Genomic DNA, 19,805 nt, shown 5'->3' with positions numbered 1-19,805 from the left:
TCACTATGTCGAACATGACTCGTCGCTGGTTGATCACTGGTTGCTCCACCGGCCTGGGGCGCGCGCTGGCCGAGGCGGTCGCCGCCTCCGGACAGCAGGTGCTGGCCACCGCCCGCCGCCCCGAGGTGCTCGAGGAGCTGCGGGACCGGTACCCCAGAACGCTCGCCACCTGCGCCCTCGACGTCCGCGACCCCGACGACTGCCACAACGCCGTGCACGCGGCCCTGGCCCGCTACGGCGGCGTGGACGTGCTGGTCAACAACGCCGGCATCGGGCACTTCGGGGCCGTCGAGGAGGTCACCGACGCCGAGCTGGAGGCGCAGCTGGCGGTCAACCTCGTCGCGCCGTGGCGGCTCACCCGGATGGTGCTGCCGCTCATGCGCGCCCAGGGCTTCGGCGACATCGTGATGGTGTCCTCGATGGCGGGGCGGATGGCGATGCCGGGCCTCGGGGCGTACGCGGTCGGGAAGTTCGCCCTCGAGGGGCTCGTCGAGACGCTCGCGCTCGAGCTCGCCGGGAGCGGGGTGCACGTGACCGCGATCGAGCCCGGGATGTTCGCGACCGAGTGGGGCTCGTCACTCACCGAGTCCGCGGAGCACGTCTCGGCGTACTCGGGCGTCACCGAGCCGATGCGGGCCGGCCTGCGGGCGCTGAAGTCGCTGCCGATGTCCAGCCCGCCGGAGGTGTTCGCGGCCGAGGTGCTGCGGCACATCGCGGCGGACGAGCGACCCGTTCGCCTCCCGGTCGGCGAGGACGCCTGGCGGGGTCTGCTGGACGCGGCCCAGCGCGACTACACGGCCCTGCTGAACGCTCGTCCCGTGGCCGCGGCTCAGGCTGTTCCGGTGTAGGTGCGACGAAAAGTCGGGCGCTCCGCGCCGCGACTTTTCGGACATATGACCTGTCAGGCGATAAATCGGATATGTCGTGGCGCGAAGCGCCCGACATATCCGGAATCAACCGGGGCTATACGGCCAGGATCAAGTTCTGACGCAGGGCGGCCAGCTCGTCCTGCGTCAGCCCGTAGGAGAGCGCCCACCCCTCCATGTCGCCCCAGCGCTCCCGCACCACGTCGAGCATCTTGGCCATCAGCGCCGCCTCGGGCTCCCAGGCCGGCACCTCCACCGGCCGCGGCGGCAGCCCGAGCCGGTCCACGACGACGGCCACGCGCTCGTGGATCGTCGGCATCGCGGCCGCCGTGGCCGCGTAGTCCGCCGCGATCGCGTCCTCCGGCACGCCGAGCAGCCCGAGCACGACCGCAGCCAGCACCCCGGTGCGGTCGCAGCCGGCCTCGCAGTGGAAGACGGCCGGGAGCGTGCCGGCGCAGGAGAGCAGCCGGACGGTGCCCGCGAGCACCGGGCCCTTCTCCGTGAGCATCGCCACGTAGTGCCCGACGAGATCCTCGGCCCCGCTGACGTCCGCGATGGGAGCCGGGTAGTACTCGACCGCGGTGTCCGAGAGCAGGCCGCGGCCGAGCTGCGACACCTCGTACTCCCCGCGCAGGTCGATCACGGTGGCCAGGCCGAGGTCGCGGACCAGGCGGTCGGCGTCGGCCCGGGTGGCGTAGGCGAGGGAGTCGCTGCGGAACAGCACGCCCGTGCGCACGGTGCCGCCGTCCGCCGGCATGCCGCCGAGGTCGCGGAAGTTGACGAGCCCCTCCAGCGGGCCGGTCGGCGACCCGGCGGAGGGCTTGCGGCGGCGCCAGAACCTCACCCGATGAGGTCCTTCACCCAGTGGTAGACCTTGACCGCCCCGCTGACCTCGCGCAGGTAGGCGATGCCCGCCACGGCCAGGAAGAGCCCGGTGATCGCGTGGGCGCCGCGGGCGGAGCGCCGCGAGCGGCCGAGGCGCTGCTCGATGATGAGCCGGCCGAGCAGCCGCGCCAGCGCGAACACGCCCACGGCCACGGCGAGCACGACCAGGAAGGCGATGAAGGGCCCGTTGAGGCTGCCCTCGCTGTCCAGCGCCCACAGGCCCCAGCAGATGAACGCGATGACCGCGCCGGTGCCGGTGTACTCCCACCCGAGCTTGAGCTGCCGGGCGCGCTCGCCGCGCGGCGGAGAGTACCGCGGCTGCTGCTCCTGCGGCTCGAAGTCCATCATGCCCGTCGGCTCCGGGGCGGGCCGCGGGACGACCTTGGCCCGTCCGCGCATCTGCGGCACTCCGTCGGCGTTCACGGCGACACCTCCACTTGAGACCGGCGCACCCGAGACGGGGGGTGCGGAGACCGGCGGCGGGACTTCCTGGTGGTACGCGGTCGGCGGGGCGGCGCCGGTGCGCATGGCGACGAGCTCGCGCTCGAGGCGCTCGATGCGCTGGGCGGCGTCGGTCTCGGTGCCGCTGACGGACGGACGGGCCCGCCCGACCACCCGGCCCGTCTCGCCCGCCTCGGGCTCGTGCCAGTCGCAGCCCACGTCGGGCAGGCCGGAGCGGCGCACGAGGTCGGCCAGGTAGGCGAGCCACGACTGCAGCTCGCGAGTCTGCGGCCGGTCGGACGGCCGGTCGGCGAGCGGCGCGTGCAGGTGGTCGCGCAGGGCCGGGATGCGCTCCAGCAGCGGGTGGCGGCGCAGCACGCTCCACGGCGGCGGCGACGCGTCCGGCGGGCCGCCCTGGTCGCTGCGGCCGTCGACGCGCGGGTAGGCGCCGGTGACCATGAAGTACGCGACCGCGCCGAAGCCGTGCACGTCGTACGCCGGTCCGACGTACTTCACCCCGCCGAACGCCTCCGGGCCGCCCGACTCCGGGGTGTAGGCGATCTGGGTGATCTCCTCTTCGCGGTAGTACCGCGCCCCGGTGAAGTCGATCAGGCGCACCTCGCCGGTGGCCAGCACCATCAGGTTGGACGGCTTCACGTCCATGTGCAGCACCGGGGTCGCGCCCGGCTCCTGCGGGTCGTGCAGGTTCGACAGCACGACGGCGAGCGTCTTCAGGGCGGAGACGGCGTTGAGGCGCCGGCCGGCCGGGTTCGCCCCGGCGCGCTGCACCACGTATTCGCGCAGGTTGACGCCGTGCAGATAGTCATAGACCTGGTACGGCACCGCGTCGCCCGGCGCCGGGCGCTCCCCGGGGCGGTGCGGCGGCGGCCCGTAGAACCCGTCGGCCCGCCGGCAGATGCCGGGGACCCCGCGGTTGTTGAGGTCCATGAGCGCGGCGTCGCCCTTGTCCCACGAGCGCAGCTCGTCGGCGATCGGGCGCTGCGGGTCGACGCGGAAGACCTTCACGGTCATCGGCGCCGAGGTCACCCCGCCGGCGACGCGCACCGCGCGGTACACGTCCGCCTGCCCGCCCGAGCCCAGGTGGGCAACCAGGCGGTACCGCTGGAACGTCTCGGGCAAAGGGCTCGCCGGACCGCATACCAGGTCCAGCAACGCACCCTGCGTCATCGTGTCGCTCCCCCCAGCATTGTTTTGCCGCCCCCATACGGTTTCGAGAGTAACGAGCGCGCAAATCGGTCGCGCTGACCGGAGGTCACGAGGTAGACACAACCGATGAGCGACTATGTCCTGCGCACCGCCGGCGCCGACGACCTCCCCGCGCTCGCGCGCCTGCGCCGCGAGGCGTTCGCGGCCGCCGCCGACTTCGATCCCGAGAGCACGTACCGGCTGGTCTTCGAGCCGGCGCGGACTCACCTGGTCGAGCACGACGGGCAGGTCGTGGCGACCGCGGGCGTGTTCACGCGGGACCTCGCGGTGCCGGGCGCGGTGATCCCGGCCGCGCACGTCACCGGCGTCGCGGTGTCCGCGGTACACACCCGCAAGGGCCTGCTCAGCCGCATGATGACCGCCCAGCTGACGACCGCGCCCGAGGCCGTGGCGACGCTGTGGGCGTCGGAGGGCCGCATCTACCCGCGGTTCGGCTACGGCCTCGCCGCCCAGAACGTCACCATGCGCGCCGACCGCCGGGAGCTCTCGATCACGGCCCCGCCGGCGCCCGGCACCCTGCGCTCGGGCAACCCGGCGGAGCTCATCAAGGAGCTTTCCGAGGTGTACTCGCGGGTGTTCCCCGGCAAGCCGGGCTGGTCGAGCCGCGACGAGAACTGGTGGCGGCACCTGACCTCGGACCCGGAATCCGAGCGCGGCGGCGCCACCCGGGCCCGCGCGGTGCTGTACGAGAACGGCGACGGGGCGATCGAGGGCTTCGCCCGGTACCGGATCCGCGGCACCTGGGACGACAACGGCCCGAAGCAGGAGGTCAACGTCATCGAGGTGGTGGCCGGGACGCCCGCGGCCTACGCCGAGCTCTACCGCTTCCTGCTGCGCATCGACCTCGCCCGCACCCTGGTCCAGGGCATGACCAGCGCCGACGACCCGCTCTTCCACCTCGTCGACGAGCCCAGGCACCTGGGCGCCAAGGCCGGCGACGGCCTCTGGGTGCGCATCGTGGACCTGCCGCGGGCGCTGGCGGCGCGCCGGTACGCCGCCCCGCTGGACGTCGTCTTCGAGGTGACCGACGAGCTCCTCCCCGCCAACGCGGGCCGCTGGCGCCTGCGCGCCGGCGCCGGCGGCGCCCTGGTCACCTGCACCAGGGCCGACGGCGACCCGGACTTCACGCTCGGGATCAAGGAGCTGGGCGCGGTCTACATGGGCGGCACCCGCCTGGGCGCCCTGCACCTGTCGGGCCGGGTGACGGAGCACCGCCCGACCGCGGTGGCCGCGGCCAGCACCGCCTTCAGCTGGCCGATCGCCCCGTACTCGATCGAAATCTTCTGATCCCTCGGCTGGTGGCGCCGCAGGCGGTAGATTCGGTTCATGGGAGGGATCCAGCGCCGGCGGCGCCGCATGCGGCAACATCAACCGGTGACCCAGACGCCCCCCGAGTCGCCGGCGGCTGAAGAGCCGGCGCCCGCGGCCGAGGAGCCGCCCAAGCCCGCCGTGCCCCGCCCGCCCTCGCCGCACCACCTGGCGGAGCTGTCGGGCACCTTCGCGATGACCGCCGCGGTGCACGACCCGGAGCCGGCCGAGGCGGCGCCGGCCCACGAGGACGAGCACCATCCCAATCCGCACGACGACCACCATCAGCAGCAGCATCACCACCATCACCACGACGAGGTGGTGTCGGAGCGGGGCCTGCGCGGCCTGGTCGGCGGCGGCGCGTCGCAGGTCTCGGTGTCGGCGGCCCTGCGCGCCCGCGACGCGGCCCGCCCGACTGAGGCGGATATCGCGGCGGCGGAGCGGGACCTGCAGATCATCCGGCGGGGCTGGGTGCCGCGCGAGGAGCTGACGCGCCCGGGCCGCCGCTCCCCCACCTCGTAGCCCACAGCACGAAGATCATGGATGCCGTAGGCATCGACTGTTAGCGTCAGGCGGTGGACTGGATCAAGGCGCTGGCACCCGTGGTCCTCCGGCACGCATACTCCGTGCGAGTCGTCGGGGAAGGACATCCGGACCCGTACGAAACCGATCCCCGGTTCGGTGGACTCACGCCGCCCGTGCGGCTGGAGCGGGCGCAGCGAGACCTGTTCATCGCCGTTCGCCGCCAGCTCGGGATCAAGAACCCCGAGGACGTCCCGCTCGACCCCGAGTGAGTGGTGAGCACCCTGCTCGGGGACACCGGCTCCCCGGTGCCCCCGAGCAGACCTCAGGCCGTGGGCAGCGGGGGCAGCACGCGCGAGTTGTCGTACTCGAGGACCTGGGCGATCCGCCGGGCGTGGCGCTCGTTGCCCGAGAACTTCGTGGACAGGAACGTCGTCACGAGGGTGGTCGCCTCGTCGAGGGTGTGCTGGCGCGCGCCGATCGCGACGATGTTCGCGTCATTGTGCTCGCGGGCCAGCTGGGCCGTCTCCACGTTCCAGGCCAGGGCCGCCCGCACGCCGGGGACCTTGTTCGCGGCGATCTGCTCGCCGTTGCCCGAGCCGCCGATCACCACGCCGAGGCTGTCGGGATCGGCGACCACCCGGGCCCCCGTGTGGAAGCAGAAGACCGGGTAGTCGTCGTCGGGGTCGTACTTCGCCGGGCCGACGTCCACGACCTCGTAGCCCTGCAGCCCCAAAGCGCTGACCAGGTGCACTTTCAGCTCATAGCCGGCGTGGTCCGAACCAAGGTAGACGCGCATACCCGGCAGTCTGTCAGAGCCGGATGAGTCCCAGGCAGGAACCCGCCAGCAAGCCGCCACCCAGCACGACCAGGCCGAACACCCAACCCGCCGTCGCGCCCGACTTGAGGCGCAGGATTCTCCGGCGGTCCCAGACGAGCGCGGCGGCGGCGAACGCGCCGATTCCGCACGCGGCGATCATCGCCGCGATGAAGATCTGCATCTGCATCTACACACCCCAGGCCCGAAGTTCAGCGGCCTAGTGTGTATCACGATCGGGTGACTAGAACGAATCGAGCTGAGCCACCACGAGGCCCGCGCGGGCCTTCGGCGTGAACCAGGTGCTCTTGCGCGGCATCTTCTGGCGGGCCAGGTTGACCGCCACGAAGTCATCGACCGTCACCGGGGCGATCAGCACCGCGAGCTCGGCCCGGCCGGCGTCGACCTCGCCGCGCAGCCACTCGGCGGGGTAGTCGCCGCCGACGTACGTGATGCGCTTGTCCCCGGGCTCAAGGCCCAGCGTCTCGGCGAACAGGCGGCGCTCGACGAGGGCGTGGTCGAGGTTCTCGACGACGCCGGCCCCTTCGGTGCGGGGCAGGCTCACCGACCAGGCGCCCTCGCGCGTGTAGAGGTGCACGCGGCCGCCCGTGGCCGGAACGCCCGCGGGGCCGGTGATCGGCACCAGGTCCAGGCCTTCCAGGGGCTCCGGGAGATCCGAGACCAGGCGGTTGTACGGCTGGATCGCGACCGACTCCGGCGTGGTCACGACCGCGAGGAAGCGCTCGTATCCGGCGGTCTGGGCCGCGAGGCTGCGGTGGTTGCCGTCGGCCACGACGAGCTCGCCGCCGCCCGCGAGGGCCAGGAGGCGGTCGCGGGTGGTGCCGGCGCCGACGGCCCAGATCTCGTGGGCGCGGCCGGACGGGTCGACGTCGGTCACGGCGGGGCGGCCGGCGTCGGCCACGGCCTGGGCCAGGGCGGCGTGCAGGGCGTCCCCGTGGGCCGTCTGCAGCAGCAGGACGGGCGAGAGCAGGTGCTTGGTGGCCTCGGCCAGGGCGACGCGCTCGCGGACCTTCTCGATGAAGACGTCCTCGTTGCGGATGACCGCCCCGGGCTCGTCGGCGCTGGTCGAGATCTGGTCGGTGGCGACCATGCACCACAGGCCGTAGGCGCGCGCGCCGTCCGGCGCCGTGATCCGGTAGAGCACCACGACGTCGGCGGCGGGTGCGTAGTGGCCGTCCTCCTTCGCCGTGCGCAGGCGCGCGACGGCGTCGGGGAGGCAGTCGAGGAACGGGCGGCCGACGCTCTCGGGCGCCCGGTGCGGCATCTCGACCGCCAGGGCGCTGGCGGGGTTGGCGGCGATGATCGCGGTGATCTCCGCGTCGTCGGCGAACTCGTCGTAGTTCTGCGCGCCGGTCCCTCCGGTGGAGAGCCAGGCGTGGGCGATCGGGTACGCAACCGTCATGCGTACGACGCTATAGGTCAGGCGACAGTGGCCACGGCGTGGGGGTTCAGCAGTCCCGCAGTCCGGTGCGCGTCGTCAGTAACGGCGTGGAAGACCACCGTGTCGAAGCGCACCACGACCGGCGGCGCCAGGAGCGCGCTCAGATCGTCGGGCAGCTCGGGCAGCTCGTCCTTCCAGGTCCGTTCCTGGACGGTGCAGCGGGACTCAGACATGATCTTCGGCTTTCTCCAGAATGTGTCGTCGCAGGGTGCAACGGCACCCATCCGTTCGGGTGACGCACCAGGGGTGCGATTCCAGAGAACAACACGCATACGCCCGAGCGAGCGTTCAGTCGCGGACCTGGCACGAACAATGGACCGTTAGGAGAAGGCCGGGGTCGTCCGGGTGAGGAGCTTGACGATCCGAAGGGCCATCCCGCGCGGCTGGCGTCGCCGCAGCTCGACCATGTCGGCCATGGCGTGGATGATCTTTAGCCCGCGGCCGCTCTCGGCGTCGGGCCCGACGTCCTTGGGGGCGGCGCTGTCCAGGCCCATGCCCTCGTCGACCACGTCGATGATGCAGCGGTCCTCGTGGATGGTGACCGTCACCTCGTAGTCGGTACCGGTCTCGGCGTGCTGGACCGCGTTGGCGCACGCCTCGCCGACGGCCAGGCCGATGTCCTCACGGCAGTCGGTCGTCACGGCGAAGACGGCCAGCGCGGCGTCGAGCACGCGCCGCGTCAACGGGACGGTCGTGGTGTCGCGCGGCAGGGAGAGCGAAAGCCGTACTTCCATCCCCACAACGGGCTCCCTTCGCGCGATCACCTTGTGCAGTAAGGGTGCCCCGCACACGAAGGGAGGAAACTTGCGGTCCGCGCTCAGGCCGCGGTGCGCACCGGCTCCGGAGCCTGGGCGGCACGCACCCGGCGGGTCACCACGCGCTCGGCGACGAAGGACAGGAACGGCACGGTGCCGGCCAGCAGCACCAGCACCGTGAACCCGATCTTCCAGCGCGCCCGGCGGGCCAGGTCGGCCGCGAGGACCAGGTAGACCATGTACAGGAAGCCGTGCGCCGGCCCCACGATGGCCACGATCGTCTCGTTGTCGGTGGCGTACTTGAGCACGGTGCCGACCGTGAGCACGATCAGCAGCACGCCGACGATCCAGGCCACGACCCGGTAGCGGGCGAGGGCGGGGTTCAGATTCATCTGCTTCATCCTGGGAAGTCGCTCGGGCGGCGGTCGGGGTTGGCGGCGAGCCAGGCCAGCATCCGGTTGTACTGCGCCAGCTCCGGATCGTCCTCGGTCACGGGCGCCGGCCGGGGCACCATCGGCCGCAGCGGCGGCGGGCCCGGCTTCCTCGGCGCGGCGGTGCCGCGGGTGTCGCGGATCGCCCGCGCCCAGAGGAACACGACGAAGATCGCGAAGAGCGGCCACTGCACCGTGTACGCCCAGCTGAGCATGTTGCCAGCGGTCGCCCGCTGGTACTGCCACAGACAAGCGACCACGCAGACGGCCACCCCGACGAGTGCCAGGACATGCCCGAGCACCCACCGGGGTGTGAAGAATCGCCGCACGAGTAGCCAGGCTACTCAGTCGAAGACCGGACCCACGTCGCGGGTGCGCTTGATCTCGTAGAAGCCCGGCGTGCCCGCGACCAGGAGCGTGCCGTCCCACAGGCGACCGGCCGCCTCGCCCTTGGGGCGCGGGGTGACGACGGGGCCGAAGAAGGCGATGATCCTGCCGTCCGGGCCCGGCACGTGGATCACCGGCGTGCCGACGTCCATGCCGACCGGGTTCATCCCGGCGAAGTGGCTCTCGCGGAGCTGGGCGTCGAACTCGGTCGACTCGGCGTACTCGGCCAGCTCGGCCGGGAGCCCGGCCTCGACCAGCGCGGAGCGGTACAGCTCGGCGGAGAGCTCCTGCTGCTCGTGGTGGATCCGGTTGCCCAGGGCGGTGTAAAGCGGACGAAGCACATCATTGCCGAACTTCTGCTCGGCGGCGATCGCCACGCGGACGGGCCCCCAACCCTTTGCCAGACCCTCCTTGTATTTCTCCGGCAGCTCGTCGCGGCCCTCGTTGAGGATCGAGAGGCTCATCACGTGAAATCGGACGTCGACGGGGCGGACCTGCTCGACCTCGAGCAGCCAGCGGGACGTGATCCAGGCCCACGGGCAGCGCGGGTCGAACCACATATCGGCGATGACGCGGTCTTCGGCCATGACGGTGACCACCTCACTAGTGAAAGAGTCGGGAACCCGAACCGATCCTTACGCAACCATCCCGCGAGGTACCACTTCGGGCATGAGTGACCTGAGCCACTCCCCCAGTCTCCTCCGCGAGCATGGAACACTCGGGGTGACGCCGTCGACGGGGACGGCCACAGCGAAACGACAGGAGACGACACGTGGCCGGTGTACGCAACCTACGCCAGGTCGAAGCGGTCGAGCGGGCCCGCCTGCTCGGCGTCACGGCGTACGACATCAGCCTCGACCTGACCGACGGCGCCGGGCATCCGGGAGAGGGCACGTTCCGGTCGACCACCGAGGTGCGCTTCACCTGCCGGGAGCCGGGGGCCGGGACCTTCATCGAGGTCGCCGCCGCGACCCTGCACGGCGCCACGCTCAACGGCGAGCCCGTCGACACGAGCGGCTGGAGCACCGAGGGCGGCCTGGCGCTGTCCGGGCTGGCGGCCGACAACGTGCTCGTCGTGGACGCCGAGTTCCCGTACTCCACGACCGGCCAGGGCCTGCACCGCAGCGTCGACCCCGTGGACAAGGAGGTGTACCTCTACAGCCAGTTCGAGACGGCCGACGCCCAGCGCGCCTTCGCCTGCTTCGACCAGCCGGACCTCAAGGCAGAGTTCACCTTCCGGGTCACGGCGCCCGCGCACTGGAAGGTCATCTCCAACATGCCGCTCGAGCGGCAGGAGGGCCTCGTGCGGCACTTCCAGGCCACGCCGCGGATGAGCACCTACATCACCGCCGTGTGCGCCGGGCCGTACCACGAGGTCCGCGACACCCACGACGGCATCGACCTGGGTGTGTTCTGCCGGCAGTCGATGAAGCAGTATCTCGACGCCGACGACATCAACCTGGTGACGAAGCAGGGCTTCGACTTCTTCCACGAGGAGTTCGGCATCCGGTATCCGCTGCCGAAGTACGACCAGGTGTACTCCCCGGAGTTCAACGCCGGCGCGATGGAGAACTTCGGCTGCGTGGTCCACGCCGAGCAGCACTACATCTTCCGCTCGCCGGTCACCGACTTCGAGTACGAGCAGCGCGCGAACACGATCCTGCACGAGCTCGCCCACATGTGGTTCGGCGACCTCGTGACCATGCGCTGGTGGGACGACCTGTGGCTGAACGAGTCGTTCGCGGAGTGGGCCAGCCACTGGTGCAACACCCACGCGACCCGCTTCACCGACGCGTGGACGACGTTCCTGTCCGTGCGCAAGAACTGGGGCTACCGGCAGGACCAGCTGTCCTCGACCCACCCCGTCTACACCGAGATGCCGGACGTCGAGGCGGTCGAGGTCAACTTCGACGGCATCACGTACGCCAAGGGCGCCAGCGTCATCAAGCAGCTGGTCGCGTACGTGGGCATCGACGCCTTCCGCAGCGGCCTGCGCGCCTACTTCCAGCAGCACCAGTGGGGCAACGCCACCTTCGACGACCTGCTCACCGCGCTCGAGTCGGCCAGCGGCAAGGAGCTGCGCAAGTTCGCCGCCCAGTGGCTGGAGACGGCCCAGGTGAACACGCTGCGCCCGGAGATCACCGTGGCCGCGGACGGCACCTACGAGCGCGTCGTGGTGCGCCAGGAGGCCCCGGCCGCCTACCCGACGCTGCGCACGCACCGCATCGGCATCGGCCTCTACGACCTGGCCGACGGCGGCCGGCTGGTGCGCCGCGACCTGGTCGAGGCGGACGTGGACGGCGAGCAGACCGAGATCGCCGCGCTCGCGGGGGTGCGTGCGGCCGACGTGCTGCTGCTCAACGACGACGACCTCACCTACGCCAAGCTGCGCCTCGACCCGGCCTCGATGGCCGTCGTCGTGGATCACATCGACGGGCTGGACAACTCGCTGGCCCGGGCGCTGGTGTGGTCGGCCTCGTGGGACATGGTCCGCGACGCCGAGCTCGCGGCGCGCGACTACGTGAAGCTCGTCGCGACCGGCCTGCCCGCCGAGCGCGACATCAACCTCGTCACCGCGACGATCCGCCAGGCCCAGTCGGCGCTGGTGTTCTACGCCGACCCGGCGTGGGGGCCGCAGGGCTGGGCCCAGCTCGCCGATACCGCCCGCGCGGCGCTGGCCACGGCCGAGCCGGGCAGCGGCTTCCAGCTGGCCTGGGCCCGCTCGTTCGCGGCCGCCGCGCGCAGCGAGGCCGACCTCGCGGTGCTGGCGGGCTGGCTGCGCGGCGACGACGTGCCGCCGGGGCTGACCATCCAGGCCGACCTGCGCTGGGGCATCCTGCACTCGCTGATCGCGGCGGGCGCGGCCGACCCGGAGCAGATCGAGGCCGAGCTCGACCGCGACCGGACGGCCAGCGGCGAGCGGCAGGCGGCGCTGGCCCGGGCGCTGGTGCCGACGGAGGCGTCGAAGGCCGAGACCTGGCGCCGGCTCACCGAGGACCACGCGCTGCCGAACTGGCTGCAGCGCTCGCTGCTGCAGGGCTTCCAGCACTCGGCACAGACGAAGCTGACGGCGCCGTTCGTGCCCGCCTACTTCGACGCGCTGCTGCCCGTCTGGGAGCACCGCGACAGCGAGCCGGCGGCCGAGTTCGTGGAGATGGCGTACCCGGCCTACCAGGTGAGCGAGGACACCGTGGCGCGCACCGAGGCCTGGCTGGCCACGCCCGGCACGCCGGCGCCGCTGCGCCGCCTGGTCGGCGAGGGGCGCGACGGGATCGTGCGGGCCCTCAAGGCGCGCGCGAAGGACGCCGCGGCCTCCTGAGACACGAAAGAGGCGCCGCGCTCAAGCCGAGCGCGGCGCCTCTTTTCGCGTCAGTTCAGTGCTTGCCCGCGTGGTCGGCCAGCTGGGCGAGGCCCGAGACCAGGCCCCCGGCCAGGTCGCCGCCGCCGAAGGCCGCCGCCATCGACAGCGCCGCGAGCTTCGCCGCGCGGTCGGGCAGCCGGCGACGGGCCTCGCCGCCGGTCACGATCTCCAGCACGCGCTGGTTCGGCGACAGGGCGATGAGCACCGTGTTGGCCGGGTCGGCGAGCTGGCCGTGCAGCTTCTCGGCGTAGGTCCGGCCCGGCTCCTCGAGGTCGCCGACGTAGATGCTGAACGTCAGCCCCGTCGACGAGTCGGCCAGGCGCAGCGCCTCGTCCAGGCGCAGCAGCTGGCGCGTGGTGAACGGGCCGTTGAGGACTTCGGGCCGGCCGGTCAGGCCGGCCGGGCTACCACCGGTCACTTGCGCCTCCGATGACTTGCGGCTGCGTCCGGTCGCCCGACCAGTCGGTCACGCCGGAGCTCTCGCCACTCGCGGTCAGTTCGGCCCGCCGCGCACCGGTGAGCTCGCGGGCGTGCGCCGCCTCGGTCTGCTGCTCAGGCGCGGACAGGAACCAGACGGGCGTGAAATCGAACGGCCGTCCGGGCCGGTAGCGCCTGCTACGGCGGGAACCCCCCGCGTAGACGGCGCCCGCGATGAGCAGGATGACCGCAACCGGAATCCCGGCGAAGATCAGCGTCGTCTCGATGATGGACAAGCTCAACGCCCCCAGGCGTCGAAGGGACTAAAAGACCGGCTTCACGTTAGCGGGCGGCAATGACCAGCCGGTTGCCGGGGGCCTACCGTCACGTTCATGGACCTCTCGCGCCAGTATGCCGAATCGCGCGACACCCAGGAACCGATCGGACATTTCCGCGCGCAATTCTACATTCCGGACACCGGGCTGGTCTATTCGACGGCAACTCCCTGGGCCGGCTGCCGCTGGCCACGCCGTGAGCGCCTCCGCGACGCGATCGCCCGCGAATGAGGCCACGATCTATCGCCGAGATGGTGGCGATCACCACTGCCGCGCACCAGGTGGGCGCCCTCACACTGTGGGATCTGTGCCACTCCGCGGGCTCGGTGCGGGTGCGGTTGCGCGCGGTCTGGCTCGGCGAGGCTTCGCTGATGCCGACCCAGACCGGCGTCCTACCAATGAGCAGCGGTCAGTGACCGACGCGGACCCGAGCCCATGGAACTATGCGGCCTGCTGCAGGCCGTCCACGGGCAGGTCCAGCCAGTCGGCCCAGCGCGGGTCGGGCGTGCGGTGACCGAGGACACGCCAGGCCACGCCCTTCGGCGCAATGGGGGTGGCATGCAAACGCCAGCCGAGTTCGGCTGGCGTTTTGTCACCTTTGGTGTGGTTGCAACGGGCGCAGGCGGCGACGACGTTCTCCCAGGCGTGCCGCCCACCCCGGCTGCGTGGCATCACGTGGTCGATGGTCTCGGCCGGGCCGCGGCAGTAGGCGCAACGCCATCCGTCGCGAGCGAATATGCCGCGGCGGGAGAGGCCTATGTGCGTGCGGTACGGCACCCGGACGTAACGGGTGAGCCGGACCACGGACGGCACCGGCAACTCGTTCATCGCACTGTGGAGGATCCCGTCACCGTCGGCGACGCACACGGCCTTCGACGTCAGGACCAGGATGGTGGCACGTCTGACAGACACGACACACAGCGGCTCATAGGTGGCATTCAGCACCAGCGCACCCGATACTCGTGCGGGTCGTATGTCAGGCATCGCCGTCCCCCTAGTGCGTGAAGGAAGTCTCCCTGGAATGGGCCCCGATGCGGCCCCGGATGAGGTCACGTGAGGTCTGCTTGCGGGCCCACCGGCGGTGGTCCGTGGGCTAATCGTCCCTGATAGATCCTCGGATTGCACGTACTATTTGCGGCCGTCGGGTGAACCTTCGCCCGTCACCCCCGTTGTTTGGGTGGACTTGCCCCGTTCGCCCCGGTTTGCTGCTAGGAGCCCCGTGATCAGCCCCATCGCGATGCCGTTCGAGGAGACGCCGAAGCCCGGAAGCACGCCGAGCTGCGCCGACAAATCCGGCTTCTGCGACTTCGTCTACGACCAGTTCAAGAACAAATGGCTGGCCGAGAGCAGCTACTGGGTGCTGGTCAAACCGGTGACGATCCTCGTGATCATCATCGTCGCACTGATCATCCGAGCGCTGATCCACCGGGCGGTCGACCGGCTGATCAAGCACACGGTCAGCGACAACGAGGCCGGCGGCGCGATGCTGCGGCCGCTGCGCAAGCGGCTGCCCACGCTGTCCGCCCCCTCGGAGCGGCGCAACCAGCGCGCCCGGGCGCTCGGCTCGGTGCTGCGCAGCATCGCCTCCGCCGTCGTGTTCACGATCGCGACGATGCTCGTGCTCGGCGAGATCGGCATCAACCTCGGGCCGCTGCTGGCCAGCGCCGGCATCGCGGGCCTGGCGATCGGCTTCGGCGCGCAGAACCTGGTCAAGGACTTCATCGCCGGGCTGTTCATGCTGCTCGAGGACCAGTACGGCGTCGGCGACGTGGTCGATGTGGGCGAGGTCACCGGCACCGTCGAGGCGGTCGGGCTGCGCATCACCACGATCCGCAATGCGGGCGGCGTGGTCTGGTACGTGCGCAACGGCGAGATCGTGCGGGTCGGCAACAAGAGCCAGGGCTGGGCCGTGGTCAACGTCGACGTGCCGGTCGGGTTCGTCTCGGTCGACCAGGCCACCGCGGTGCTGCAGGAGACGGCCGACGCGTTCGCCGGCGACCCCGACTACGCCGACGACTTCATGGACCCGCCGAAGGTGCTCGGCGTGGAGCAGCTCACCGCGGACGGCGCGGTGCTGCGGACCACGGTGAAGACGTCGAACGAGGCGCAGTGGCGCATCGGGCGCGAGCTGCGCCGCCGGCTGACCGAGTCGCTCGAGCGGGCCGGGATCGCGGCCCAGCTCTCCGCCGCGCGCATGTACATCCGCCCGGCCAACGGCGAGGGCGGCGAGCCGGGACCGGGTGGACCCACCTGATCGGTGGTGTTTGTCCAATCTCACGGCCATCTGTGATCAACCCGGAGGGTAGGGTCGCGCGTCGGGTGGTCAGTCGGTTATCGTCCGTTCGTTCAGGTGCATCGCTGCACAGTGTCCCGGTCCGCCGCCGTTGACCCCTCTCGGGCGGATTGACCGGTTCGGCCGCGCCCGCGAACGTTCCGCCGTCGCGACCAAAGGGGAAGGGGGCTCTGCCGGTGCCGCACCCCGACGAGTCCGCGAAGCGCCCCGCCACGATCCGCGAGACCCTGGCCAACCGCGAGTTCGCGGCCCTGTTCGCGGCGCAGGCCCAGTCGAGCCTGGGTGACAACGTGGCTCGCGCGGCCGTGGTCGCGCTGGTCTACAAGCAGACGAACTCCCCGATCATGTCCGCCGCCGCGTTCGCGGTGAGCTACCTGCCCTGGCTCGGCTTCGGGGCAGTGCTGTCGGCCTGGGCCGAGCGGCATCCGTATCGGCGCACCATGATCGGCTGCGACCTGCTGCGCGCCGGGATCATGCTGGTGCTGGCCGCCTTTCCCGGGATACCGACCGCGCTGGTCATCGCGCTGCTGTTCGGCAACGCGCTGCTGAGCCCGCCGTTCGACGCCTCCCGCTCGGCGCTCATGCCGCAGCTGCTGCAGGGCGAGCAGTACGTCACCGCGATCGTGCTCAACCGCACCACCGGGCAGGTCTCGCTCATCGCCGGCTACGCGCTCGGCGCCGTGCTCGTGGCCGTGGACGGCTCCCTCGCCCTGCTGGTCAACGGCCTGACGTTCGCGGTCTCGGCGCTGCTCATCAGCCTCGTCGTCGCCGAGCGGCAGCCCTCGCTCAAGCGCGAGGAGCACACCGGCCTGCTGCGCGAGGCGGCCGACGGCTACCGGGTGGTGTTCCGCTCGCCGGTGATGCGCTCGATCGCGCTGGTCGTCTTCGCCGGGGTCTGCTTCGGCGTGGTCCCCGAGGGGCTGGCCGCGGCCTGGGCCGCCCACCTCGCCGGGCACTCCGACGCGTTCGGCTTCGGCGTCATCATGACCGCGGCCGCGGCCGGCTTCGTGCTCGGCAGCGCCCTGGTCACCTGGCTGCTGCCGCCCCAGCGCCGGGTCGCGCTCATCCGCCCCCTCGCGATCGTCACGCCCCTCGCGCTCGTCCCGGCCCTGCTGGACCCGGAACTGCCGCTCATCGTCGTGATGACGCTGGTCGCGGGCGCCTCGCTGGCGATCACGCTCCCGGCCGGCAACGGACTCTTCGTGCAGGTGTTGCCGCCGGCGTACCGGGCCCGCGCGTTCGGTGTGATGCAGAGCGGCGTGCACCTGCTGCAGGGCGGGGCCATCATGCTCACCGGCTGGCTGGCCACCAGCTACGCGCTCCCCGACGTCGTCGGCTACTTCGGGATCGCCGGGCTCGGCGCCACCGTGCTGATCATCGCCGGCTGGCCGGCGAAGGCGACCATCGCCGACGCGATCGCGGCCAACAAGGTCCGCACCGCGGCCGCGCAGTACGCCGCCGAGCACGAGACCATCGACGACCTCGGCGAGGTCACCATCGATCTGGCCCGGGTGCCGCTGCCGCCGCGCCGGCGCCCCTCCCCCGGCCCGCGCCGCGAGCCGATGATGGTCGACCCGCCGGAGGTCACCGTCGACCTGACCGAGCGCACCACGGAGCTCGGTGGCCTCCCGCCCGCACCGCCCTCGCAGCCGGCGCGGCATAGTTGATGGCGTGACGTCCCCCAACTTCTACGAGCTCGTCGGCGGCGAGCCGACCTTCCGCAAGCTCGTCGACGAGTTCTACGCCGGCGTGGCCGAGGATCCGATCCTGCGCCCGCTGTATCCCGAGGAGGACCTCGGCCCGGCCAACGAGCGCTTCCGGCTGTTCCTGATGCAGTACTGGGGCGGCCCGACGACCTACTCGGAGAACCGCGGCCACCCGCGCCTGCGGATGCGCCACGCCCCCTTCCGCATCGCCTCCGCCGAGCGCGACGCCTGGCTGCGGCAGATGCGCCGGGCCGTCGACGCGATCGAGCTGGCGCCCGAGCACGAGGCGGTGCTCTGGGACTACTTGGAGCGCGCGGCCCACTTCATGGTCAACGCCGACGATCCGGAAGAATCGGACCCTCCGGCCGTTAAGGTGCTTTAGCGGCGTTAGCGTTTCCTTTCGCCACGTTTCCCGTTGTCTTGGCTATGTGCCGCCGTCTCCGGTGGCACAGCCGGACCCATGAAACGACCGAGGAGACGCCTGCATGCGCCGACGCCTGATCGCCGCTGCCGCCACAGCACTGGCCGCATTCGCGGTCGCCATCCCCGCCTCCGCCGCGCTGAACCAGCCGGCCCAGGTGTCCACCAACCCCGCCGACTTCACCCCGAACGTGCTCGACGGTGAGGTGCGGGCGTTCGCGCTGGTCGGGGACACGGTGGTGGTCGGCGGCGACTTCAGCACCGTCACCGATGCCCAGCGCAAGGTGCGGTACAACCGCAAGAACCTGTTCGCGTACCGCGCCGCGACGGGCGAGATCCTGCCGTTCGCGCCGCAGCCCGACGCGCCGGTGTTCGCGCTGGCCACGGGGCCGAACAACACCGTCTACGCCGGCGGGGCGTTCCAGAAGATCGCCGGGGGCGCGCAGCGGGGCCTGGCACAGCTCAGCCTGGCCGACGGCAGCCGCGTGCCCGCCTTCACCGCGGCCATCAACTGGGGCGACGACCGGGCGCTCATCGCGCAGGGGCAGTGGCTCTACGCGGCCGGCTCGTTCAGCGCCGTCAACGGCACCCAGCGCGTCGGCCTGGCCCGCCTCGACGCGACCACCGGCGCCGTCGACCCGGCCTTCGACATGAAGCTGGCCGCGCCGCACCTGACCCGCGTGAAGCTCGAGGACCTGGCCCTGACCCCGGACGGGCACCGGCTGGCCGCGATCGGCGCGGTCGAGCAGGCGGCCGGGCAGTGGCGGGCCCAGGTCGTGATGATCGACATTCCGGCGACGGGGGCGGTGCGGCTCGCGGACTGGTACACGGACGCGTACGCGCACGAGTGCCGGGCGGGCTTCGAGACGTACCTGCGCGGGATCGACTTCGACCCGACGGGCACCTACGCGACGATCGTGGCGACGGGCCGCAAGTGGGGCCAGGACCTCATGTGCGACACGGCGGCGCGCTTCGACCTGCGCGGCAGCGGGCTGCACAAGCCGCTGTGGGTGAACCACACTGGCGGGGACTCGCTGTACTCGGTGGCGGACACCGGGGCCGCGATCTACGTCGGCGGGCACCAGCGCTGGATGGACAACCCGCAGGGCCGCGAGACGGCCGGGCCGGGCGCGGTGTCGCGGCCGGGCATCGCGGCCATCAGCCCGCAGACGGGCAAGGCGACGGCGTGGAACCCGCAGCGCAATCCGCGGGGCGTGGGCGCCCGGGCGCTGCTGGCGACGCCCCAGGGCCTGCTGGTGGGCTCGGACACGGAGAAGATCGGCGGCGAGTACCACGCCCGGCTGGCGCTGCTCCCGCTCTCCTGAGCCCCGCACCAAGCACCTTCTGCACGAAAGCGGCCCCCGTCCTCGGACGGGGGCCGCTTTCATATGGGGTGACTGATGGGATTTGAACCCACGACACCCGGGACCACAACCCGGTGCTCTGCCAACTGAGCTACAGCCACCATGAACTCGCCCGCTAATAGTAGGGCATGCGGGACGGGATTCGTCGACAGGGTTATGACGCGTTCGTGTCGCCTTCCCGGCTCAACTCGGCGGCGATCCCCTTGGCGGTCTCGACGTCGGGGCCGGGCAGCGGCACGAAGAGGGTGCGGCGGTAGTACTCCAGCTCGCGGATGCTCTCGCGGATGTCGGCGAGGGCGCGGTGGGCGAGGCCCTTGGCGGGCTGGCCGAAGTACACGCGTGGATACCAGCGCCGGCACAGCTCCTTGATCGAGGAGACGTCGATCATCCGGTAGTGCAGGTGGTGGTCGAGGCGCGGCATGTCCCTGGCCAGGAAGCCGCGGTCCGTCGCGATCGAGTTGCCGCACAGCGGAGCCGTGCGCGGGTCGCGGACGTGCTCGGTGATGTAGGACATGATGAGGTCCTCGGCCTCGGCCACCGTCACGGTGGAGGCGCGCACCGCCTCGGTGAGGCCCGACTTGCCGTGCATGTCGCGCACGACCTCGAGCATCCCGTCCAGCGCCGCGTCGTCGGCGTGGATCACCACGTCGACGCCGTCGCCGAGCACGTTGAGATCGGGGTCGGTCACCAGCGCCGCGACTTCGATCAGCGCGTCCTTCCCCAGATCGAGACCCGTCATCTCACAGTCGATCCAGACCAAAAGATCACCCACACCGGACAGCCTAGTGTTCATTCGGCCGACTTCTCG

Annotated in this window: 25 protein-coding genes and 1 tRNA gene; 11 read left to right on the top strand and 15 right to left on the bottom strand. The window is 71.5% G+C overall.

Features of this window, described 5'->3' with window-relative positions:
• Positions 1–14 precede the first annotated feature (14 nt).
• The gene (locus AC6JBM_RS49410; protein WP_497980477.1) at positions 15–848 is read left to right on the top strand and encodes an SDR family oxidoreductase; all 834 of its coding nucleotides are present in this window, start codon (positions 15–17) and stop codon (positions 846–848) included.
• A gap of 115 nt (positions 849–963) precedes the next feature.
• Here AC6JBM_RS49410 and AC6JBM_RS49405 read toward each other — a convergent pair whose 3' ends face one another.
• Both AC6JBM_RS49405 and AC6JBM_RS49400 read right to left on the bottom strand, forming a co-directional pair.
• On the bottom strand, positions 964–1,710 hold the full coding sequence (locus AC6JBM_RS49405; protein ID WP_497980476.1) for a tyrosine-protein phosphatase: 747 nt from the start codon (positions 1,708–1,710) through the stop codon (positions 964–966).
• A complete protein-coding gene (locus tag AC6JBM_RS49400) occupies positions 1,707–3,380 on the bottom strand; it encodes a protein kinase domain-containing protein (protein ID WP_497980475.1) in 1,674 nt (557 codons plus the stop codon). Before AC6JBM_RS49400 ends, AC6JBM_RS49405 begins: the two co-directional genes overlap by 4 nt.
• 105 nt (positions 3,381–3,485) lie before the next feature.
• Between AC6JBM_RS49400 and AC6JBM_RS49395 the strand changes: the two genes are divergently transcribed.
• The 3 genes from AC6JBM_RS49395 to AC6JBM_RS49385 all read left to right on the top strand — a co-directional run bounded on the left by AC6JBM_RS49395 (position 3,486) and on the right by AC6JBM_RS49385 (position 5,521).
• Positions 3,486–4,706, top strand: a complete 1,221-nt coding sequence (locus tag AC6JBM_RS49395; protein ID WP_497980474.1) for a GNAT family N-acetyltransferase — start codon at positions 3,486–3,488, stop codon at positions 4,704–4,706.
• Between the two features lie 87 nt (positions 4,707–4,793).
• Positions 4,794–5,249: a hypothetical protein gene (locus tag AC6JBM_RS49390; protein ID WP_497980473.1), complete on the top strand. Its 456-nt coding sequence runs from the start codon at positions 4,794–4,796 to the stop codon at positions 5,247–5,249.
• Positions 5,250–5,302: 53 nt separating this feature from the next.
• Positions 5,303–5,521 (top strand): hypothetical protein, encoded by a 219-nt coding sequence (locus AC6JBM_RS49385; protein WP_497980472.1) that lies wholly within the window; start codon positions 5,303–5,305, stop codon positions 5,519–5,521.
• A gap of 53 nt (positions 5,522–5,574) precedes the next feature.
• Here the strand turns inward: AC6JBM_RS49385 and AC6JBM_RS49380 are convergent, their stop codons facing one another.
• The 8 genes from AC6JBM_RS49380 to AC6JBM_RS49345 all read right to left on the bottom strand — a co-directional run bounded on the left by AC6JBM_RS49380 (position 5,575) and on the right by AC6JBM_RS49345 (position 9,688).
• Positions 5,575–6,048, bottom strand: a complete 474-nt coding sequence (locus AC6JBM_RS49380; protein WP_350616042.1) for a ribose-5-phosphate isomerase — start codon at positions 6,046–6,048, stop codon at positions 5,575–5,577.
• A 13-nt stretch (positions 6,049–6,061) separates the two neighbouring features.
• Entirely contained in the window at positions 6,062–6,256 is a 195-nt protein-coding gene (locus AC6JBM_RS49375) for a hypothetical protein (protein WP_350616040.1), read from the bottom strand.
• A gap of 54 nt (positions 6,257–6,310) precedes the next feature.
• Positions 6,311–7,489: a DUF1015 family protein gene (locus AC6JBM_RS49370; RefSeq protein WP_497980471.1), complete on the bottom strand. Its 1,179-nt coding sequence runs from the start codon at positions 7,487–7,489 to the stop codon at positions 6,311–6,313.
• 17 nt (positions 7,490–7,506) lie between these two features.
• Positions 7,507–7,701, bottom strand: coding sequence for a hypothetical protein (locus AC6JBM_RS49365; RefSeq protein WP_497980470.1), 195 nt, complete (start codon positions 7,699–7,701; stop codon positions 7,507–7,509).
• Positions 7,702–7,848: 147 nt separating this feature from the next.
• Positions 7,849–8,262 (bottom strand): ATP-binding protein, encoded by a 414-nt coding sequence (locus AC6JBM_RS49360; protein WP_497980469.1) that lies wholly within the window; start codon positions 8,260–8,262, stop codon positions 7,849–7,851.
• Between the two features lie 83 nt (positions 8,263–8,345).
• A complete protein-coding gene (locus AC6JBM_RS49355) occupies positions 8,346–8,669 on the bottom strand; it encodes a DUF3817 domain-containing protein (protein WP_497986712.1) in 324 nt (107 codons plus the stop codon).
• 11 nt (positions 8,670–8,680) lie between these two features.
• Positions 8,681–9,043: a hypothetical protein gene (locus AC6JBM_RS49350; RefSeq protein ID WP_497980468.1), complete on the bottom strand. Its 363-nt coding sequence runs from the start codon at positions 9,041–9,043 to the stop codon at positions 8,681–8,683.
• Between the two features lie 15 nt (positions 9,044–9,058).
• Entirely contained in the window at positions 9,059–9,688 is a 630-nt protein-coding gene (locus AC6JBM_RS49345; RefSeq protein ID WP_497980467.1) for a mycothiol-dependent nitroreductase Rv2466c family protein, read from the bottom strand.
• 185 nt (positions 9,689–9,873) lie between these two features.
• Between AC6JBM_RS49345 and pepN the strand changes: the two genes are divergently transcribed.
• Positions 9,874–12,420, top strand: coding sequence for an aminopeptidase N (gene pepN, locus AC6JBM_RS49340; protein WP_497980466.1), 2,547 nt, complete (start codon positions 9,874–9,876; stop codon positions 12,418–12,420).
• Positions 12,421–12,475: 55 nt separating this feature from the next.
• On the opposite strand, the gene AC6JBM_RS49335 is transcribed toward pepN, so the two are convergent.
• Together AC6JBM_RS49335 and ctaJ are read right to left on the bottom strand one after the other, a co-directional pair.
• A complete protein-coding gene (locus tag AC6JBM_RS49335) occupies positions 12,476–12,880 on the bottom strand; it encodes a DUF5130 family protein (RefSeq protein ID WP_350616028.1) in 405 nt (134 codons plus the stop codon).
• On the bottom strand, positions 12,867–13,175 hold the full coding sequence (gene ctaJ / locus AC6JBM_RS49330) for an aa3-type cytochrome oxidase subunit CtaJ (RefSeq protein WP_497980465.1): 309 nt from the start codon (positions 13,173–13,175) through the stop codon (positions 12,867–12,869). The genes AC6JBM_RS49335 and ctaJ overlap by 14 nt, the downstream gene beginning before the upstream one ends.
• A 96-nt stretch (positions 13,176–13,271) precedes the next feature.
• Between ctaJ and AC6JBM_RS49325 the strand changes: the two genes are divergently transcribed.
• Positions 13,272–13,445 (top strand): hypothetical protein, encoded by a 174-nt coding sequence (locus AC6JBM_RS49325; RefSeq protein WP_497980464.1) that lies wholly within the window; start codon positions 13,272–13,274, stop codon positions 13,443–13,445.
• On the top strand, positions 13,442–13,630 hold the full coding sequence (locus AC6JBM_RS49320; protein ID WP_497980463.1) for a hypothetical protein: 189 nt from the start codon (positions 13,442–13,444) through the stop codon (positions 13,628–13,630). Before AC6JBM_RS49325 ends, AC6JBM_RS49320 begins: the two co-directional genes overlap by 4 nt.
• Positions 13,631–13,655: 25 nt before the next feature.
• On the opposite strand, the gene AC6JBM_RS49315 is transcribed toward AC6JBM_RS49320, so the two are convergent.
• Complete coding sequence (locus AC6JBM_RS49315; RefSeq protein WP_497980462.1) at positions 13,656–14,198, bottom strand: HNH endonuclease; 543 nt, start codon at positions 14,196–14,198, stop codon at positions 13,656–13,658.
• 253 nt (positions 14,199–14,451) lie between these two features.
• Between AC6JBM_RS49315 and AC6JBM_RS49310 the strand changes: the two genes are divergently transcribed.
• The 4 genes from AC6JBM_RS49310 (at position 14,452) to AC6JBM_RS49295 (ending at position 18,958) form a co-directional block, all read left to right on the top strand.
• On the top strand, positions 14,452–15,468 hold the full coding sequence (locus AC6JBM_RS49310; protein ID WP_497986711.1) for a mechanosensitive ion channel family protein: 1,017 nt from the start codon (positions 14,452–14,454) through the stop codon (positions 15,466–15,468).
• A 215-nt stretch (positions 15,469–15,683) separates the two neighbouring features.
• A complete protein-coding gene (locus AC6JBM_RS49305) occupies positions 15,684–17,174 on the top strand; it encodes an MFS transporter (protein ID WP_497980461.1) in 1,491 nt (496 codons plus the stop codon).
• Between the two features lie 4 nt (positions 17,175–17,178).
• Positions 17,179–17,595, top strand: coding sequence for a globin (locus AC6JBM_RS49300; RefSeq protein WP_497980460.1), 417 nt, complete (start codon positions 17,179–17,181; stop codon positions 17,593–17,595).
• 103 nt (positions 17,596–17,698) lie between these two features.
• Positions 17,699–18,958 carry a delta-60 repeat domain-containing protein gene (locus AC6JBM_RS49295; protein WP_497980459.1) on the top strand — a complete coding sequence of 420 codons (1,260 nt, stop codon included), beginning with the start codon at positions 17,699–17,701 and terminating at the stop codon, positions 18,956–18,958.
• A gap of 64 nt (positions 18,959–19,022) precedes the next feature.
• Here the strand turns inward: AC6JBM_RS49295 and AC6JBM_RS49290 are convergent.
• Both AC6JBM_RS49290 and orn read right to left on the bottom strand, forming a co-directional pair.
• A tRNA-His gene (locus tag AC6JBM_RS49290) sits at positions 19,023–19,098 on the bottom strand.
• Positions 19,099–19,151: 53 nt separating this feature from the next.
• Positions 19,152–19,790 carry an oligoribonuclease gene (gene orn / locus AC6JBM_RS49285; protein ID WP_350616017.1) on the bottom strand — a complete coding sequence of 213 codons (639 nt, stop codon included), beginning with the start codon at positions 19,788–19,790 and terminating at the stop codon, positions 19,152–19,154.
• Between the last annotated feature and the right edge of the window lie 15 nt (positions 19,791–19,805).

It is taken from the genome of Dactylosporangium thailandense, from assembly GCF_059739745.1.
The sequence above is the reverse complement of the archived record's forward strand: the minus strand, read 5'-3'. Positions and strand labels throughout refer to the sequence as shown.

Bases quoted from the DNA above. Each gene is read 5' to 3' on its own strand.
- AC6JBM_RS49410 (WP_497980477.1), top strand. From the start codon at position 15: ATGACTCGTCGCTGGTTGATCACTGGTTGCTCCACCGGCCTGGGGCGC.
- AC6JBM_RS49400 (WP_497980475.1), bottom strand. From the start codon at position 3,380: ATGACGCAGGGTGCGTTGCTGGACCTGGTATGCGGTCCGGCGAGCCCT.
- AC6JBM_RS49395 (WP_497980474.1), top strand. From the start codon at position 3,486: ATGAGCGACTATGTCCTGCGCACCGCCGGCGCCGACGACCTCCCCGCG.
- AC6JBM_RS49380 (WP_350616042.1), bottom strand. From the start codon at position 6,048: ATGCGCGTCTACCTTGGTTCGGACCACGCCGGCTATGAGCTGAAAGTG.
- AC6JBM_RS49375 (WP_350616040.1), bottom strand. From the start codon at position 6,256: ATGCAGATGCAGATCTTCATCGCGGCGATGATCGCCGCGTGCGGAATC.
- AC6JBM_RS49370 (WP_497980471.1), bottom strand. From the start codon at position 7,489: ATGACGGTTGCGTACCCGATCGCCCACGCCTGGCTCTCCACCGGAGGG.
- AC6JBM_RS49365 (WP_497980470.1), bottom strand. From the start codon at position 7,701: ATGTCTGAGTCCCGCTGCACCGTCCAGGAACGGACCTGGAAGGACGAG.
- AC6JBM_RS49360 (WP_497980469.1), bottom strand. From the start codon at position 8,262: ATGGAAGTACGGCTTTCGCTCTCCCTGCCGCGCGACACCACGACCGTC.
- AC6JBM_RS49345 (WP_497980467.1), bottom strand. From the start codon at position 9,688: ATGGCCGAAGACCGCGTCATCGCCGATATGTGGTTCGACCCGCGCTGC.
- AC6JBM_RS49325 (WP_497980464.1), top strand. From the start codon at position 13,272: ATGGACCTCTCGCGCCAGTATGCCGAATCGCGCGACACCCAGGAACCG.
- AC6JBM_RS49320 (WP_497980463.1), top strand. From the start codon at position 13,442: ATGAGGCCACGATCTATCGCCGAGATGGTGGCGATCACCACTGCCGCG.
- AC6JBM_RS49315 (WP_497980462.1), bottom strand. From the start codon at position 14,198: ATGCCTGACATACGACCCGCACGAGTATCGGGTGCGCTGGTGCTGAAT.
- AC6JBM_RS49310 (WP_497986711.1), top strand. From the start codon at position 14,452: ATGCCGTTCGAGGAGACGCCGAAGCCCGGAAGCACGCCGAGCTGCGCC.
- AC6JBM_RS49295 (WP_497980459.1), top strand. From the start codon at position 17,699: ATGCGCCGACGCCTGATCGCCGCTGCCGCCACAGCACTGGCCGCATTC.
- orn (WP_350616017.1), bottom strand. From the start codon at position 19,790: ATGAACACTAGGCTGTCCGGTGTGGGTGATCTTTTGGTCTGGATCGAC.